Source organism: Frigoribacterium sp. SL97, from assembly GCF_026625765.1.
Taxonomy (GTDB): Bacteria; Actinomycetota; Actinomycetes; order Actinomycetales; family Microbacteriaceae; genus Frigoribacterium.
In genome coordinates this window covers 2293295-2307324 of record NZ_CP113062.1, presented here as the reverse complement: position 1 = coordinate 2307324, position 14030 = coordinate 2293295, and the positions used below count along the sequence as shown (strand labels likewise).

Genomic DNA, 14030 nt, shown 5'->3' with positions numbered 1-14030 from the left:
TCGTCCCCGGACACGTCCTCAAGAACGAAGGCCGCGTGTGGAGCGGTCTCTCCTGGGGCACAGGCCCCGGCGTCGGCCGGTGCCTCTGCGGCGCGACCAGCGAGCAGGTCACCACCAACGCTGCGCGTCAGGAATGGCACCGCCATCACAAGGCGGATGTGCTGGCCCGCACCGACGGGCCCGGGAGCAAGAGCCCCCAGCCGTGAGCGACGGCCCCCGGGTCGTGTCCGGCATCATCGGCCCCTCGATGACGTTCACCGACCGCGACCTCATCGACGCGTCACCCCGCGACCGCGCGATCGTCAGCGAGCTGCGCCGGCAGCGCCACGTCGTCGTCGACGAGCGAGGCTTCCCACGCACCGGCGTCACCTACACCGCCCGGTACGGGACCCCAGCGATCACGACCCTCCCAGAGCGTCCCCGTGCCAGGCCAGTCGTGCCGCCGAGGGCCCGCGCGAAAGACCGCCGTGAAGACGCCGGCAGACGTGCCCGCCGCCGCGCATGACACCTGCATGACGCAGACGACCCTTTTCCGAGCCCCCACCGCCGACGGCCGCATGATGTACGCCCTGGACGGGCCGCTGCTCGGAATCGACTTCTCCACCTTCGCCGGCGCCGAGCTCATCGGCCCCGCCGAAGTCATCCAGCGCCGCGGCTACTCGGGCCAGCGCTTCCTCATCACGCCGGCCGACGCCACCGAGGTTCGCTACCGCCGCGCCACCGGCACTCGAGCCATCACCAGCTGGACCCGAACCCGCGACGTGCCAGCCTTCCCTGAGACCATCGCTGCCGCCGACTGGGCCGCGTTCGCGAAGCCGTTCGGCTACGACGACGACGGCGACTTCACGGCGCAGGAGTTCTACCGCCCCGAGTACGCCGAGCAGCAGTACGAGGAGCTCAGCATCGACCTCACGAGCTACCGCGACTTCCCGGTCAACGTCCTGGACCCCGAGTCGGTGGACGACCCGGATGAGACCTTCACGTGGGAGGTGGCTGCGGCCCACCTCGTCTTCGGCGAAGCCTTCGCGTCGGCCATGCCCGGGGCGCTGACGGGGCTGCGAGAGAGGATCGCCAAGGAGGTCGACGCCCTCACCCCGCACGCCAAGGTGTGGACGCACAAGGCGCGCGAGGGCGTCGTCGAAGGCAGCGTCAGCCTCGTCTTCGAGGACAAGCGCACCCGCGCGGTTAAGGAGGGCCGGAAGCGCGTCCGCCACGTCGCTCAGAGTCGCGACTGGTCCTTCTCATTCCCCATCCCGAACACCCTCGCCGCCTCGTCGAAGGCAGATGCCGTCCGCAAGTACCGCGCGCTGGTCGACGACATCGTTCGGCAGATCGTCTCGAAGAAAGCAGCTGTCTGCGCCGCGTGCGACGGCGAGGGCGTGGTCATCGTCGGCTGAGCGGTGCCGCGCATGGGCGAGGAGAAGAAGCTCCTCGACCGGAAGAAGGAACCATGCTCGCTCGCGACCTCGACAAGACCCACATCGGTGCCGACGTCACCATCACCGTCAGCGGCCTCCCGACAGGCGGTGTCCTCACGGGCGTCAGTGCCTTCATGGGCATGGTGAGTCTCGACTTCGACGAGACGAACTTCACCGTGGACGGCGGCTCGCCCGTCCTCGTCGCCGCCGCAGATCCGCGGACGGCCATCCTCAGCGAGAGCGACACGGACAAGCGCCACGAGCTCATCGACGCCGCCTACGGCCGCCGTCAGCTCAGCTACCGCTGACCCGGCACCAAGAAGAAGCGGCCACCTGCCTCGTGCAGGTGGCCGCTTCGTCGTGCTGCAGGCAGGTTCTACGGCTTGGTCTGCCGCTGTGCGAGGTCACGGGCTGCCTGGGCACGGGTCACGGCCGCGCCGAACGCTAGCCCGCCGTAACGGCCCTTCGCGATGTAGGCGCCCTCAAAGTGCTCGTTGTCGACGGCGAGCTGCGCCGCCTCCTTGAGGCTCAGCAGACGCCGCTTCTTGCCGCTGCCCTCCGGGTACTCGAGATACCACTTGCCGGCCCGGTCGTAGCGGGCGATCGCCCCACCGTCGGCGAGGCCGGCGTGGACGATTCGTTCAGTGGGGCTGCTCACAGGGTCCACACCTCCAGGTCGCAGGTGGTCTCGGCGGCGAGCTTGGCGAGCAGCGGCTCGACGTCGACCCAGTCGAGGCCACCGATGCCGCAGCCGATGCGCGGGAGGGCGATGACCTCGACCCCGCGCATGTCGGCGTCGCGCAGAGCGCCGCGGACGCCGCTCTCGAGCCACTCCAGGCGTGCGTGGGCACCGGGACGGTCCTGGCTGGCGATGTTGTAGATGACGGGGCCGGGCGTGGGAGCCGCCCAGATCATCGTCTCTCCGGCCACGAGGCCGCCCGTCTGGCACGCGATGCGGTACTCGCGGTACATCTCCGGGTGTCGGGCCTTGAACAGCGGAGCGATGCCCGCGCCCATGACGCCGGTCGTGTTGACGCCGTGGCCGATGCCGGCGGCCGTCGAGGAGAACAGGTCTCCGGTCTTGAGGATGAGCTTGGTCATGAGGAGGTCATGCGCGGCAGCTACGCGCCCGCCTTCGCGCGCGCCTTGCCGGCCGACGTCGCGACCCACTGGCGGTCGCGTGCCTGCATCGCGAGGCCCAGCTCCTCCAGCGCCCAGAGCGGCTTCGCGCCGAGCATCGGCATCGTGCCGCCCATCGCGCCCGCGACCGTTCCGGTCCTCCGCCCGCGGGTCCGACGGTTCCAGGCGGGGGAGTCCGGCCAGAGGCGGCGAGCCATCAGCCAGCCGGTGGCGGTGTCGCCGGCCGCGGTGATGGCGACCAGCTCGACGAGTGCGCGTGCCTGGCCGGGGGTGAGGTCGGGGGAGGAGTCGATGGTCTTCGTCATGCCAGGGTCATGCGCGGACGGGCCAGTCTGGGCCGGCTTGCTTGAGGTCGTTGATGCGTAACTCGAGCGCGCGGGCACCGCGGTGCCTCGCGAGGGCTGGGCGCGGGTCGGGGGCGAAGATCAGCCGCGCGGACTCGCGCTCAAGGGACGCCTTCTCCCGCCGGAGGTCTGACAGCTGCGTCCTCCAGCGCCTCACAGCTTGCCCCTGGGCACGGCGCCGCTGCCGTCGTTCGCGGATCCGGCCAAGCACGGTCACGCGGCCTGCGCCAGGCGGGGCGCCCGGGCCGCCTTCGGCTTCTCCATCCAGCCGTCGCTGAGCTCCTGGAAGGACGTTGCACCGCGGGCGGTCGCGGCGTGCAGGAGCATCCGCCCCGAGGCGATCGCGTCGGCGCCGGCGTCGTGGTGAGCGAAGCCCGGGAGCCCGAGGCTCGCGGTCAGCTTGCCGAGGCTGTGCGTCTTCTCGGCCGGGAACACCTTCCGGGCGAGCTTGAGCGTGCAGAAGTACCGGAACGGCGGCGGTGTGATGCGGTGCGCAGCCGACGCCTGGTCGATGACGGATCGCTCGACCGAGGCGTTGTGCGCGACGAGGGGCAGGTCCTTCGTGAACTTCGTCAGCCGCTCGAGGATCTCCGGCCACCCCGGCGCCCCGACGACGTCGGAGGCGTGGATGCCGTGGATGCCGATGTTCATGGGCGAGAACGTCTCGTAGCCGGGCGGCGGGGTGACGAAGAGGGTCGCCGTCTTGGTCACCTGCCCGCCGAGGAAGCGGGCGATGCCGATCTGGCAGACCGAGCCTCGGTTGGCGTTGGCGGTCTCGAAGTCGAGGGCGACGAAGTCGAAGCTCATGCGGGTGTCCTCACTGGGCGCGCTCGGTGCGCGCTCGCTCCGGGTCCCATGCGCGGCAGCCGCTACTTGATGTCCTCCACCGACCAGGTGATCGTCTGTGCGCCACCCATGGTGCGTCGCCCGCGGTCCTTCTTGGCGTTCGTGTAGCCGACCTCGGTGACCGTGGACCCCTGCGGGGCGAGGAGGAGGGCGCACACGTCGGCTTCGTCGCCGGCCGCGAGAGCTGCCTTGATGGGGGCGCCGCTGTCCGGGCACACCTCCCACGACTCGCGGGACTGGCCACCGAGGATGTCGCGCTGCCGGGCGGGGCCCTTCACGAGGCCGTCGTCGGTGCCGATCGCCCACATCTGGTTCTTGAACATGCCGGTCGTGTCCCCGTCGTCCTCCGGCTGCTCCCAGGTCCCGTCGACCACCTTGACGGTGAACCGGGCTAGGTACGCGTCCTGGTCGCCAGCGTCGAGCTCCCACGACGTCATCGTCTCCTTGGACACCGGCTCGAGGGACTCGGCGGTGATCGAGACGGTGCCGTCCTCAAACTCGCTCGATGCCCACAGGTCCGTCTCGAGAGACTGCCCGAGGGCGGTCTGGGGTCCGGAGCAACCCGCGAGCAGGAGCAGGGCGGTGGCGCCGGCGGTCAGGGTGGCAGCGAGTCGTCGTTTCATGAAGTCCTCGGGTATCGAGTGGCGGTGGTCGCCGGTCTCATGCGCGGCAGTCAGGCGGCGCCGACGAGGTCGCGGACGTGCTTCTCCTGGCGCGCGATGGCGGCCTTGTTCACGGCGGTGAGCACGAACACGCGGTCCTTGCCGGCGTACTCGTACTTGCCGGTCTCGGTGGTGACGGTGACGTGGTCGGAGCTCCACCTCTGCGTCGTCTCCGATCGGTGCAGGTCGATGTCCGTGATGATGCCTTGGCTGCTGCCGCCTTCGGTGACAAGGTCGAGGCCGATGTGGTGGTCAGACAAGCCCTCGGCGGCGAGGCTTCGGATGGGTGGTGGGGTGTCGGCGAGGTCGGGTGCGCAGACCTTGCATTCACGCAGCTGCAAGTTCCGAGCTGCATCCCGGGTCATGAAGGTGGGCAGAGCTGGCCTAAACGTGTGGTCCTCCGCCAGCCGCTGACGGAAGTTCGTGCTCCATGCCTTCTGCCGATCGAGGAGGTCGGTGAGGGACGGGCAGCCGATGCGGTGCGCGACGCGGTCGCGGGGCTTGTCGTAGCGCGTGACCGCGATGCTTTGGTCTGCCTCGAGGGCATGGCGGATGTCGGCGTTCTCACCGTCGATGAGGCGGTTGACGATGGGGTCCATGCGCCCGTCGTACTCGTACTCTTCCCGGGGGCGGGGCTCGACGATCTCCGCCCACGGGCTCGTCTCTCGACCGATGAGGACGCCACCTGGAGTCGCTGCTGCGGCCTTCTTGGCCTCGTCCTTGTCGTCGAAGACGTCAGAGGCGCGCACCCAGACGCCGTCCTCCATGACTGCCACCAGCCACTCTTGGGCGCTGGGGTAGCCGGAGACGAACGTGGAAGCGGGCGTGAAGCTGATGGGTGTCGACACGTCCTCAGTCTCGCAGCGGCGCCGTCGCCGGGAGCGGCGCCGCTCCGGGGCTAGGCGTCGAACTCGCAGAGGTAGCGGACGCGCACCTGGTCGACGTTCCAGACGATCGCCTCGTGGTTGCGAACGCCGCCGCGGCCAGCGCGGACGTTGATGGAGTTGAAGGCCTTGCCGTCGTCGGACTTCGTGGTGCGGGCCTTCCGGGCCGCCTGCGGGTCGTAGCCGTGCCCTGGGCGGTACTCGTGCCCCATGGCGACGTCGTTGAGGAGCATGAAGCAGTTGGTCTCCTGTCCGCCGCGCGTCCAGTAGCCGGTCGAGTACATGAGGCTCTTCGAGCTCTGGTTCGACAGGTAGACGCCGTCGCCGAACATGCGGCCGGCGATCTGGATGCTGCTGCCGGACGTCGGCGGGACGTAGAGGCCCTTGCGGAGGATGGAGAGGAGGTTGGCCGCGCGCGTGCCGTGCCAGAGCTGCTGCTCGTTGCCGAGCGTCTTCGCGAGCCCCGCGTAGACCTCAGCGCCGGGCTCGTCGACGAGCTCGAAGACGCGCTTGAGCTTGAGCCGGGAGGCGCTGTGGTGCTCGTTCTTCGACTCTTCGAACCTGCGTCGGATGCTCTTGAACAGGTCGCCGTCGGTCGGCACCGAGCGGAGGCGGTACTTGAAGCCGGAGTCCGCCTTGATGTCCTCATCGGCGGGGGTGCGGGCGGCCGATTCGGCCTGCGCGTCGAAGAACGTGACGGAGTCGCGGAGCTGCTGCAGGAAGTCTCGCTGGTGCTGCACGGTGTTGTGCGTGCCGAAGAAGTCGTCCTGCCAGCCGCGGGTGCGGCCGACCTTCTGCGGCACGAAGGTCAGGTACTGCTCGAGGAGGGTGTCGTGCGCGGCGCCTGCGGCGTGCTCGAGCTGGTCGAGGATGCGCGTGGCCTCGGTGATGCTCCGGAGGGTGACGAGGCCGACGGGAGTCTGGATGCGACCGTTCAGGTCGACCTTCATCAGGCCGCCGGAGGACTCGAGGATGTCGTGGGCGTTGACCTTGATGATGCGCTCGATGAGGTCGGCGACGAGGGTGTCGTTGACCGCGTCCTCACTGACGAGGCCTGCTCGGGCGACGGAGGCGAGGCGGGACTTGTCGAGGCGGGGGCGCGTGGGCTGTGAGCTCGCGTCCGCGACGTCGACTTCCTTGCAGCCCTTCCGCTTCTTCGCGTCGAGGATCTTCTGGAAGCCGCTGTCGCCGGTGTGCTCGTAGTTGGTCACACCGTCGGCGCCGACGCGGCCGTACGTCTTCGACACGCGGCCGGTCTGGTCCAGTTCGAGGCTGTAGAACTTGTTCGAGTTCGCCTTCGTGTCCACCAGTACCAGCATCGCTTTTCGTGTCGTCGTCATGCCTGTCCCATGCGCGGCACATGCCTCCCGGCGTGGGTCACCGCGGGGGCGATCGGCCCTGCGAACACCTCAGCGCCTCGTTGCCGCGATGGAGCTAGACGAGCCTGTCGTCGGTCGTCAGGCAGCCAGTTCGAGCGCCTGGTGGGCGCTGGTGAGCGCTGGCGCTGCGTTCGCCAGGATGGCTGCGGATACGGCTTCGTCCATGGACGCCTCGAGGGGCTGGTTGAAGCGGCCGAACAGCTGGCGGAGGGTTCCGTTCGGCAGGAGTTCAGCGTTGGCGAGGAGCTCGGAGCCTCGGTAGACGCCGAGGAGGTAGGAGCGGTGGTCGACGGCGACCGCGCCGTACGAGCCGATGCAGTTGTCCATGGCGTCGCCCCAGTCCTCGAGCGTCTCCGTCTCCTTCGGCGTCACGAGTCGGAGGTCGGTGCGCGGCACCACCTGACCGTCGAGGGCGGCGTAGATGGCGTCCTGCTCGATGGGCTTGTTGGGCTTCTGGATGCGGAGGGCTACGCGTGCGAGGGCAGTGTCGAGCTGGGCCCAGGTGCGGGCGTCGCGGACGGCGTCGGTGATCCAGGCTGTGCTGTCGGCGCCGTGCTCCGCGCGGATGATGCCAAGGGCGAGGTGGGCGTCGCGGACGGACACTCCATCACGGTAGGTCTTCGGCGCGAGCTCGGGCGAGAGGAGGAAGGCCCGCCGGCGGCCAGCGGGCACCAGCTCGAGGAGCTGCGGCAACAGGCGCAGGTTGTCCTGGCGCGCGTAGATGTGCGGGGTGACGACGTCCGGCTCGCTCGCGCCGCGGAGGTACTCGACCAGCCAGTCGACGGGGACGAGGTGCTTCACCGCGGCGGCGTAGGCGACGGAGCGCATCGGGGCCGACATGCTCGCCCGGATGAGGTCCTTCCGGAGACGTCGCACACCGAACGCCCCGACTGCGAAGTCACGCGCGTTGTCGGCGCGGAGGGCCTTCGCCAGGCCGAAGTAGGGGCGCTTGGTGAGTGTCCCGGCGTCCCAGTCGGCGGTGGCGAGCAGGAACGGGTAGCTGAGCGCCTGAACCATGCTCTGACCGCTGTCGAGGTTCTTCACTCGGTCGTCGATGGCCAGGCCGGCTCGTGCGTGCAGCCGGATGATGGCCTCGCGGGCTCGGGGGTCGTACTCGATGGGGCTCGGGAGGTGACCCTCCTGGGCCGTGACGTTCATGATCATCCCGCCTCGCTTGCCGGCCACCTTGCGGCGCCGGTAGACGGTGAGGAGGCGTGTGCCGTCACGGTGGGTTCGGATGCTGAAGTGGGTGGCCGAGACGCTTGACCAGCGTGTCCATGGCTTCCCTGATCTCGCCACCCCGGAGCGGCTGTTGCGCTCGACGAGGGTGACGAGGTCGTGGGTCTCGATGAGGATGTGGCTGCCCATGAACAGGCGTCGTTCCACGAAGTGGTGGGGGTTGGGGCGCTCGGTCTCCGTCATGGACCTGTCATGCGCGGCGGTGCTTAGTACCCGCCTTCGATCCAGCCGGCCGGCATGCTGACGAAGCGACCGGTCGCGCTCGAGCGGTACGCGTAGCCGTCGAAGTCGGAGTCGACGTCGCTGTAGTGGAAGCTCAGCGACTGGTTGGCGACGTCCAGGTCGCCTTCGGCCTGCGGGATCTCCCGCACCGCCATGTCGAGGGCTACCAGCGTTGTCGGCTCTCCGGTGTACGGGTCGAGGAGCGTGTCGTACGGCTCGTCGGGGTAGTCGGGGTAGTCGGGGTCGGTGGTCTGGCTGACGGTGGCCGCAGGCGCGTCGACGTTCGTGACGGTGTTCAGCAGGGCGAACGCGGCACCGGCTACCAGGTCAGGGTCGTGCGCGGCGAGCTCGGCGAGCTCTGCCTGCAGCTCCTCGATGCGGGCCTTCGCAGCTGCGCGCGGGTCGCCGGCGGTCAGCGATGTTTCCGGGGCCGACTGGGCCTTCGTGGTGAACTCGCCGGTGGTGGCGCGTGGGTGGTCGGATTCGGTGAAGGTGGTCATGCCGAGTACGTGTGCGGGGCCGGGCGCCGAAACGAGAACCGCCCCGCCGGACGGTCCGGGCGGGGCGGTGACGACCAGCAGTCGGTCAGGCGGCGTAGGCCGCGCGGAGGTCGATGTGACCGTTGAACGAGCCGCCCCGGAACGCGGGCTTGTCGAAGGTGAGCCAGGAGTAGCGCTCGTCCTCGATCCCCGAGATGGCCCCGTCTGGCCCGGAGACGACCTTGACGGGGGTCTCGTCGGGCAGCGAGTAGAGGTCGACGAGGTCGAAGTCCTGACCGTCTCCGATGTCGACCCCGTTGGCGTCGTAGATGGTGCCCGCGAACCAGTTCCAGCCCTGCTGATCGCTCTCGTCGAGGTCCAGGCGGACGGCCGTCGGGTGCTCGGCCAGGATGGCCGCGGCGGCGTGCTTCGCCGCGGCGACGTCGAAGGTGGCGCGGGCTTCCTGGTAGTTCAGGCCAGCGGCTTCCACGACCTTGTACAGGCGTGAGACCTCCTCCTCGGTGACGGGGGCGGCGGTGGCAGCAAGGCCGACCTCGGGCGACGTCTGGGGCTTGTCGGTGAAGGCTCCGTCGGCGGCGCGCGGGTGCTCGGACTCGACGAAGGCAGGTGCGGTGTTGGTCATGCCACCTACGTGTGCGGCGCCAGAGAGAGATGGCGGCCGGTGACGACCCGAACGCGTCACCGGCCACCTGCTCGACTCCGCTCCACCCGAAGGAGCGGGGAGCGCCCGGCCCCCTAGGCGCCGGGACAACTGAGCGCCCGGGCGAAGGTCAGGGTTAGGGGTCCATCGCTCCGCGCCGGGCGCAGGAACGACGGTACGTGGTGTGCTTACCGGACGCGAACGGCCACTTGACGGTTTGGACGCACCGGGGGAGCAGCCTCACGTTGGGGGGATGTGAGGCGCTCACCCCGGCGCGCTGTAGCCACGCTAGGTGGGTGGCGTCGTTGCCGACCGGGAAGGGCGCCGATCGGCGGGAAACTCGCAGTGCGAGATTGTCCGTCATCCAATTTCGACCCCCGCGGTAGCGGGGACAACGTCCTCGAGGCGGACGTAGTTCGGAACACCCCCGCGGTGACGGGGAGAGCAGTCTCGGCGAGACCACTGAGATTGGATCACCCCCGCGGTGGCGGGGAACGGCTCAGAAGCTGAGCGCACCGACCTCGCGGAGGGCTGCCAGCACGGCGTCGGTCGCCTTCTCGCGGCGCAGCACGTCGAGCTTCTCGTCGCGGTCGGTGAAGGAGTTCCACCCGGCCGGGTTCTCGTCGGTCATGTACCCCTCGCGGAAGAACTCCCGCTCGTCCTCGGGCCACTCGGGTACCCGCTCCGACGCTGCCGGCGCCGGGATGGCGGCCAGTACCGCGGCGCGGGCCGTCGCCTCGAGCGTCGCACGTTCCGCTGCGCGCTCGGCCTCGAGCTCTGCGAACGTCGGCACCCGCGGCTTCTCCGGAGCGTCGGGGACGCTGTCGAAGTCGGCCGACCACACGACGTGGCCGAGTCCGAAGTGGCGAACGACGTCAGCGTGCGTGTACGTCTCGCCGTCGTCCTCCGTGAAGTGGTCTTCCATGTTCCACCACTCGCTGTGGATGCGCTGCAGCACTGTGAAGTGGTTGAAGGCGTCGTGCCGGTTCGCCACGACGACGACGGAGCGATCGGGGAGCGCCTCGACCTCCTCGACGGTGAGCGTGCCGGTCGGTCGCACCAGGGTGAAGGGCAGGTAGCCACCCATGTCGTCGCGGACCATGAGGGTGGGGAACACGTCGGCGGCGTACGGGGGCTTCCACGAGTTGTCGTCCTCGGGGTCGAGGCGGTCGAAATCCTCGGAGAAGCCTCGCCGGAGGTACAGGTGGGCTCGTCCGAAGCCGCGGCGGCCCTCGCTGACGAGGATGACGAGGTTGGTGCCCTCAGGCAGCTCGCCCTCGGTCTGGACGGCGGGTGTTTCGGTCATCGGTTGGCTTCCTTCTCTCGGTGGTTCAGCAGATCGCCCCGCCACCGCAGGACGGAGACGCCGAAGGTGCCCACACCGAGCAGCAGGAAGAAGACGGGGAGGTAGAGCTCACCGCGGACCAGTCCGCCGGTGATGGCACGAGTGGTCATGTCGGCCGTGGTGACGGCGATGACCAGTGCGGAGAGGTTCGTCATCAGCGAGCCGAACAGTCGCGGCTGGGGCGTCTTGCTGGGCTTCTTATTCTGGCGCGGGATGGTGGCGTTCTCGGCGGGGATGAGGCTGGGGTCGGTCATGTCGTCTTCCTGTCGTGGCGGGGCACACGACCCATGCGCGGCACGACGAAGGCCGGGCCCCGTGTGGGACCCGGCCTTCGATGCAGGGGCTACAGGCCGATGAGCTCCGCGAACTCCTCGGGCGTGACGATGCGGACGCCGAGGTCGTTCGCCTTCGCCCACTTCGACGAGCCGGGCTCGCCGCAGACCAGCAACGACGTGGCCTTCGAGACCGAGCCGGAGGACTTGCCGCCCATGGCCTCGATCAGCTCGTTGACCTCGTTGCGGCTCCGCGCAGCCAGGGGGCCGGTCATGGCGCCGGTGACGACGACCTTCATCCCCTCGAGGGGCTTCGGCGCGGCACCCTCGGCGGCCTCCTCCGGCTCGCTGCCGAGGTTGACGCCGGCCGCGCGCAGCTTCTCGATGACGCCGCGGTTGCGCTGGAAGCCCTCGTAGAAGAGCGCTGCGCGCTCGGGACCGACGCCGTCGACGCCGGAGGTCGCGAAGTCCTGCTCGGTCGCGGCGAGAAGGGCGTCCATCGTGTGGAAGTGGCTGGCGAGGCGGCGGCCGAAGGTGCGGCCGGACTTGCGGATGCCGAGGGCCGTGATGACGCGGTTCAGCGGCTGCTGCATGGCGGCCTCGATGTTCGCCAGGATCTTCTCGGCCGTCTTGCCGCCGAGGAAGCGCTTGGTGCCCTTGTCGGTGGTGCCGAGGCTGAGGCTGGCCAGCTGCTGGTACTGCAGCGTGAAGAGGTCGCCGAGGTCGTTCACCAGGGGCTCCTCGCCGGAGACGAGGGCGTCAGCGATCGCATCGGAGAAGCCGTCGATGTCGAGGGCGTCGCGGGAGCCGGCGTAGGAGATCAGGGCGCCGATGCTGTCGGCGGGGTCGGTCGAGCGCCAGATGGCACCGGACTGGTCCAGCGGTGCGCCGGAGGGCGAGACGTCGGACGGCTCGTAGACCGTGACGTCGGGTCCGTTCTCGGTGACGCGGCCGACGCGCGGGATGATGTCGTTGGCCTTGTAGACCTCGACGGTGGAGCCGATGCCGACACCGAGCGCGGCGATGATTGTCGGGTTGTGCAGCGTGGCACGCGAGATGGTCGAACCGTCGACGAGGACCGGGTCGTAGATGGCCGTGTAGGAGATGTTGCCGGTGCGGCCGACGCCCTCGATGATGTCGCGGACGGTGGTGATGGCGGTGTCGGCCTCGTACTTGTAGGCGGTGGCCCAGCGGGGTGCGCGGCTGGTCGTGCCGAGCTCGTCGCGGACGCCCGGCTCGATGGCCTTGAGGACGATGCCGTCGGTCGGGTAGGGGAAGGCGTCGGACTTCCGGTACGCGCCGAAGGCGAGGACGCGGGCGACGGTGTCGGTCTCACCGCTGTCACCGGTGGGGATGGTGGCGCTGAGGGTGAAGCCGGCCTCAGCGAGCTGAGCGGCGTCCAGGCCGACGGCGTCGAACGCGACGAAGGTGAGCTTGACGCCGTACTGCAGGTCGTTCTTGCGGACGGAGCCGGCGGTGGCGTTGCGGGGGTTGGCGAAGGCGGGCTTGCCGGACGCGACGCGGTTGGTGTTCGAGTGGTCGAAGTCGTCGCGGGTCATCAGGAGTTCGCCACGGACGTTGACGGTGCCGGTCTCGGCGATGGTGCGGGGGAGGCCCGTGATGTCGAGCTTGAGGACGTTCGTGGTCAGGTCCTCGCCGGTGACTCCGTCGCCGCGGGTCGAGACCTGGACGAGGGTGCCGTTGTCGTAGCGGGCATTGAAGGCCATGCCGTCGAACTTCGGCTCGATGCTGATGGTGCCGCCGGCCGCTGCGATGCGCTCGGCGAAGGCCTCGATGTCGGCGAGGTCGGTGACCTTGTCGAGGGAGAGCATGGGGACGTCGTAGGTGACGGTGCCGCCGGTGCTGGTGCCAGCAGCGACGTCGCTGAAGAGGCCGTGCTCGATGACGCTGTCCGGGTTGGCCGCCTCGTACGCGGCGATGCCGGCTAGGAGCTCGTCGTAGGAGGTGTCCGACATCAGCTCGGTGTCGGTGTCGTAGTAGGCACGAGCGGCCGCCTTGGCGGAGCTGACGTCCGCGCGGTACTGGTGGTCGTCGAGGACGGGGGTGGTCGTGGTCACGTGTCTGCTCCAAGGTCGGTGGGCGCTTCGCGTGGTCCATGCGCGGCAGCGCCCGCTTCTCTCGTTCCATGCTGACGCAGCTCACCGTCCCCGTAGCGCTCATCGGCCTCCTGCAGCCGGCTCATGCGCGTCTGCTGGTCGAGGTACATCCGGAAGTTGCCACCGATGTCGGGGGTGATGCCGCGGGCGAGGAGCAGGCGTCGCCGAGCGTCGTTCTGGGCTTCGTCGAGGAGCCGATCCGTCTCGGCTCGTTGAGACTCCTGCTCGGCTACTGCCCCCTGTCGCGCTGCCCGGCTTGCCTCTGCGGCGAGGTCGGCAGCCCGCCGGCTTTCGGTCCTTGCCCGCTCATCAAGCCAGGATTCCCGCGACTGCGGCTGTTCCAGTTCGCCGTTCAGGGCCGCGGCAACCCAATCGGGCAGGCTCACGTAGGGCCATCCTCGGGGGCTCTTGGCGACTTCGGTGTGCTCGGCGGTCAGGTGGTAGATCGGCACGTAGCCGGCCCGGCGAGCCACGTCCTGGTTGCGAGCGATCCACAGGGCACGGGTGCCGGGCACGGCCACCCGAAGGTCCTGGCGGCGTCGGTACTCGTCGGGCGGTTGCGCAGACAGCTGGACTTCGAAGACGACCCGCTCGGCAGACGTGGGGTTCACAGCCAGGACGTCGGGCACATGGTCTGGTCGTGTTTGACCTGATCGGCCTGCTTCGGCGACGGCATCCCACCCTTGCCGCTGGGCCTCAAAGACGATCGTGTCCTTCAGCGCCAGGTGCTCTTGTGACTCGCCCGCCCACGCGCAGTTCTCCGCGCTCGAGTGCTCGTGCATGAAGTGGTAGACGGTCACGCCGTCACGTGATCCTGACCGCGGGTAGACCCGGTGGCCGCAGAAAGGGTGGACGAGCGTCTTCGATGACTCCGCCGCGGACCTCACCGCCTCGACGTTCGAAGAAGTGATGTGGGCACGGTCGATGCGTTCGCCGTCCCAGTACGCGTGCAGGCTCATCTGCCCTCCCCAGGCGGGAGCCTAGGTCGGGCCGCCGACACTCGGGCAGCCCCTCAGGAGGGG

Annotated in this window: 17 protein-coding genes; 3 read left to right on the top strand and 14 right to left on the bottom strand. The window is 69.3% G+C overall.

The features are described 5' to 3' along the window. The first annotated feature begins 247 nt into the window (after positions 1 to 247). Genes OVA02_RS11300 through OVA02_RS11290 form a run of 3 tightly spaced genes read left to right on the top strand, consistent with a single transcriptional unit; the run spans position 248 to position 1726 of the window. Positions 248 to 505: a hypothetical protein gene (locus OVA02_RS11300; RefSeq protein WP_267658404.1), complete on the top strand. Its 258-nt coding sequence runs from the start codon at positions 248 to 250 to the stop codon at positions 503 to 505. Positions 506 to 512: 7 nt separating this feature from the next. After that, positions 513 to 1397 carry a hypothetical protein gene (locus OVA02_RS11295; protein ID WP_267658403.1) on the top strand — a complete coding sequence of 295 codons (885 nt, stop codon included), beginning with the start codon at positions 513 to 515 and terminating at the stop codon, positions 1395 to 1397. A gap of 53 nt (positions 1398 to 1450) precedes the next feature. Then, positions 1451 to 1726 (top strand): hypothetical protein, encoded by a 276-nt coding sequence (locus tag OVA02_RS11290; protein ID WP_267658402.1) that lies wholly within the window; start codon positions 1451 to 1453, stop codon positions 1724 to 1726. Positions 1727 to 1794: 68 nt separating this feature from the next. On the opposite strand, the gene OVA02_RS11285 is transcribed toward OVA02_RS11290, so the two are convergent. From OVA02_RS11285 to OVA02_RS11220, 14 genes are all read right to left on the bottom strand, one after another. Then, positions 1795 to 2076 carry a hypothetical protein gene (locus OVA02_RS11285; RefSeq protein WP_267658401.1) on the bottom strand — a complete coding sequence of 94 codons (282 nt, stop codon included), beginning with the start codon at positions 2074 to 2076 and terminating at the stop codon, positions 1795 to 1797. Beyond that, on the bottom strand, positions 2073 to 2519 hold the full coding sequence (locus OVA02_RS11280; RefSeq protein ID WP_267658399.1) for a macro domain-containing protein: 447 nt from the start codon (positions 2517 to 2519) through the stop codon (positions 2073 to 2075). The genes OVA02_RS11285 and OVA02_RS11280 overlap by 4 nt, the downstream gene beginning before the upstream one ends. Positions 2520 to 2539: 20 nt before the next feature. Then, positions 2540 to 2863, bottom strand: a complete 324-nt coding sequence (locus OVA02_RS11275; protein ID WP_267658398.1) for a hypothetical protein — start codon at positions 2861 to 2863, stop codon at positions 2540 to 2542. 252 nt (positions 2864 to 3115) lie between these two features. After that, complete coding sequence (locus OVA02_RS11270) at positions 3116 to 3709, bottom strand: 3'-5' exonuclease (protein WP_267658397.1); 594 nt, start codon at positions 3707 to 3709, stop codon at positions 3116 to 3118. Between the two features lie 62 nt (positions 3710 to 3771). Further along, positions 3772 to 4371: a hypothetical protein gene (locus OVA02_RS11265; protein ID WP_267658396.1), complete on the bottom strand. Its 600-nt coding sequence runs from the start codon at positions 4369 to 4371 to the stop codon at positions 3772 to 3774. Between the two features lie 50 nt (positions 4372 to 4421). Further along, positions 4422 to 5258, bottom strand: a complete 837-nt coding sequence (locus tag OVA02_RS11260; protein WP_267658395.1) for a hypothetical protein — start codon at positions 5256 to 5258, stop codon at positions 4422 to 4424. A 50-nt stretch (positions 5259 to 5308) separates the two neighbouring features. Beyond that, positions 5309 to 6613, bottom strand: a complete 1305-nt coding sequence (locus tag OVA02_RS11255) for a WGR domain-containing protein (RefSeq protein ID WP_267659699.1) — start codon at positions 6611 to 6613, stop codon at positions 5309 to 5311. 138 nt (positions 6614 to 6751) lie between these two features. Continuing rightward, on the bottom strand, positions 6752 to 8095 hold the full coding sequence (locus OVA02_RS11250; protein ID WP_267658394.1) for a hypothetical protein: 1344 nt from the start codon (positions 8093 to 8095) through the stop codon (positions 6752 to 6754). 23 nt (positions 8096 to 8118) lie between these two features. Then, positions 8119 to 8634: a hypothetical protein gene (locus OVA02_RS11245; RefSeq protein ID WP_267658393.1), complete on the bottom strand. Its 516-nt coding sequence runs from the start codon at positions 8632 to 8634 to the stop codon at positions 8119 to 8121. Positions 8635 to 8719: 85 nt separating this feature from the next. Beyond that, positions 8720 to 9256, bottom strand: a complete 537-nt coding sequence (locus OVA02_RS11240) for a hypothetical protein (protein WP_267658392.1) — start codon at positions 9254 to 9256, stop codon at positions 8720 to 8722. Between the two features lie 517 nt (positions 9257 to 9773). Beyond that, positions 9774 to 10580, bottom strand: a complete 807-nt coding sequence (locus OVA02_RS11235) for a hypothetical protein (RefSeq protein WP_267658390.1) — start codon at positions 10578 to 10580, stop codon at positions 9774 to 9776. Next, on the bottom strand, positions 10577 to 10873 hold the full coding sequence (locus OVA02_RS11230; RefSeq protein WP_267658389.1) for a hypothetical protein: 297 nt from the start codon (positions 10871 to 10873) through the stop codon (positions 10577 to 10579). Before OVA02_RS11230 ends, OVA02_RS11235 begins: the two co-directional genes overlap by 4 nt. Before the next feature lie 89 nt (positions 10874 to 10962). Continuing rightward, positions 10963 to 12969: an NAD-dependent DNA ligase LigA gene (gene ligA / locus OVA02_RS11225; RefSeq protein ID WP_267658388.1), complete on the bottom strand. Its 2007-nt coding sequence runs from the start codon at positions 12967 to 12969 to the stop codon at positions 10963 to 10965. Next, positions 12966 to 13967, bottom strand: a complete 1002-nt coding sequence (locus OVA02_RS11220; RefSeq protein ID WP_267658387.1) for a hypothetical protein — start codon at positions 13965 to 13967, stop codon at positions 12966 to 12968. The genes ligA and OVA02_RS11220 overlap by 4 nt, the downstream gene beginning before the upstream one ends. Positions 13968 to 14030: the final 63 nt, after the last annotated feature.